General features: G+C 76.8%; 1 protein-coding gene. It reads right to left on the reverse strand.

Annotated features, from left to right (window positions below):
• Positions 1–223: 223 nt before the first annotated feature.
• A complete protein-coding gene (locus RIV14_RS13505; protein WP_256699393.1) occupies positions 224–2,320 on the reverse strand; it encodes a protoporphyrinogen/coproporphyrinogen oxidase in 2,097 nt (698 codons plus the stop codon).
• Positions 2,321–2,453: the final 133 nt, after the last annotated feature.

The raw sequence follows: 2,453 nt of genomic DNA on the forward strand, positions 1-2,453 counted from the left end.
GCGCCTCGGCGACCTGCCCGGACTGGGCCAGCGCCAGGCGCGAGCCGCGCGTGCCCAGCCGAAGCCGCCGGGAGTCCGTCCCCGTCGTGGTCATGCATCCCCTCTTCGTGCGCGGTTCTCCATCGTCGCGTTCGTACCGTAGGGCTCGCCTTCGTACCTTGGAGGTACGAACTCGCGACCTAATATACGAACGCGCCGTCCACCCCCGTTCCGGCACGGCGCTTCACCGGCCACGGGAGTCCACCAGGCGCCCGGCCGCGGCGCGGGCGTGCCCGACGACGGCCGCGATCCCGGTCCCGGCCACCCACGCCCCGGTGACCTCCAGCCCCATCACCGACGCCAGCTCCTCCTCCAGGCGCCTCGTGCGCTCCCGGTAGGCGGGCGTCACCGGCGGCAGCGTCCCGTCCCAGCGCACCAGCATGTGGTCAATCACCGCCTCCGGCTCGATCCTCACCCCGGTCAGGGCCGCCACGTCATCGAGCGCCACCTGCAGATCCACCTGCGGGCGCGGCCGGCCGGGCCGACCGTAGGACAGGCGCAGCGCGTGGACGTCCGGGCCGTGCAGCGCCCGCAGCTCGGCGCCGACCCACGGCCACTTGGCACTCAGGTGCGACAGCGCCTTGGCTCGCACCGGGCAGGCGACCGGGCTCGCAGACCCCCCGCCGGGAACCGTCCCGTCAGAGACCAGGCCAGAGGTCTCGACGCCGGCCGACGACGACGCAGTGGGGCCGGCAAGTTCCACGGGCTCAGCGGGCTCAGCGGGGTCGGCGGGTGCCACGAGCAGCCCCGAGCCCACCGGCTCACCACTGAGCTCCGGCGCCCGCGCCACCAGCGTGAAGCGGGCGATCGGCGCCCCCACCGGCACGGTCAGGTCCGTCGCGCTCGCGGGCAGGCCAGGAATCCCCCGCAGCAGGCGCAGCGCGGCCCCCGCCGAGCAGGCTACGACGACGCGGTCGGTGGCCACAACCTCCTGCGCGCCATCGGGGACCGGCTCGTCCGACGGCGTCGGCCCCCGGCGCGTCGGGGCGATCCCCACCCGCCAGGCAACCGGCGCCTGTCCGCCTGCACACTCCCCGACCTCCCCGACGCCGCCGGGCCGCAGCCACTGGGCACCGGTGCGGGTGCGCACGCTCCCGCCGCCGGCCTCGATGGCCTCGCGCAGCGCGTCGGTGAGCCGGAACAACCCGCCCTCGACGGCCGCGTCCACGCTCCGGCCGCCCGCCCCGTCCTTCCGGGTCCGACGCCGCTCCAGCACTGCCGCCACAGCGGCACTCAGGGAGCTCAGCTCCGCCGTGGCCCGCCGCAACCCGGGCATGACGACGTCGGCCGCCAGGTCCGCCGGATCCGCCGAGTGGATGCCCGCGACAATGGGCCTCACGAGGCGCTCCAGGACGCCGGCCCCCATGCGCGCGGTCACGAAGGAGGCCAGGTCGGCCGGATCCTCAGGGCCGGTGCCCACCGCACCGGGAAGGTCGGCGTCCTGCGCGGCCCGGCGCGCGGCCCCCTCCCCGATGATGGCGACGACGTCGGCCGCCAGCGGGTCCGCCGGGATCCCCAGGTAGGCGTGGTCAGGGAACCGGTGCAGCCCCCACTGGGACGAGCCTGCGCCGGTGCCCGACGCGAGGGGCGGCAGGAAGAGCCGGGGTCGGCCGTGCGGGGCGGCGGCGCGCAGCCCCAGCTCGGCGAGCATCGAGGTGGCCGCCTGGCCGCGCACGATGAAGCCCTCAGCGCCCAGGTCCACCCGCGCCCCGCCGATTCTCCCGGCGGCGACGAGCCCGCCGGTGTAGCCGCGCGCCTCAATGAGCAGCGGCCGCAGCCCGGCGCGCACCAGGTCCCAGGCGGCCGTCAGCCCCGCGATCCCACCGCCGATGACGAGCGCGTCCCACCGCTGGTCCGGCCCCTGGGGGGCGGCCGGACTCGCCGGCCGGGCAGCGGCCCCCGGAGTGCCTGGGTTAGCCGCGCCAGCCGGGCCGTCCAGGTCTCCCTGGTCGCCCGGAGCGTCCAAGGTGCCCCGGTTATCTGGCCTGCCCTGACCTTCCAGGTCTGCCGAACCTGCCGGGCCTGACGGCCGGGCATCGGCACTGGGAGCGCTCGGGCCTGCCGGGCCTGCCGGGCCGGCCGGGTTGCCCAGGCCTCCCCGGCCGCCAGAACCGTCGATGGTGCCCTGGTTGTCCAGGCCGCCCTGACCCCGCAGGCCTCCCGGACCTGCCGGAGCGCCCCGACCGTCCAGGCATCCCGGAGCGCCCCGACCGCCAAGGTCGTCGGGCGTCCCGTACCGGTCCTCCTGGTGGCCCCTGGCGGGCTGCGTGTGCTCAGTCATTCAGTGCTCTTCCTGTCCGGGGCGGCGCGTCGTGCGGGCCAGGGGCCGTCCGCCAGGACCTCGAGGCGCTTGCCGGCCGGGCTCCCGCAGGCTCTGCCGGTCCTGCGGTTCCGGCCCGCTCGGCCCGCCGGGC

This window comes from Actinomyces acetigenes, from assembly GCF_031296635.1.
In the GTDB taxonomy this organism is placed as follows: domain Bacteria; phylum Actinomycetota; class Actinomycetes; order Actinomycetales; family Actinomycetaceae; genus Actinomyces; species Actinomyces acetigenes.

Excerpts from the sequence above, each read along its gene's own strand:
- RIV14_RS13505 (WP_256699393.1), bottom strand. The coding sequence starts at position 2,320 with ATGACTGAGCACACGCAGCCCGCCAGGGGCCACCAGGAGGACCGGTAC.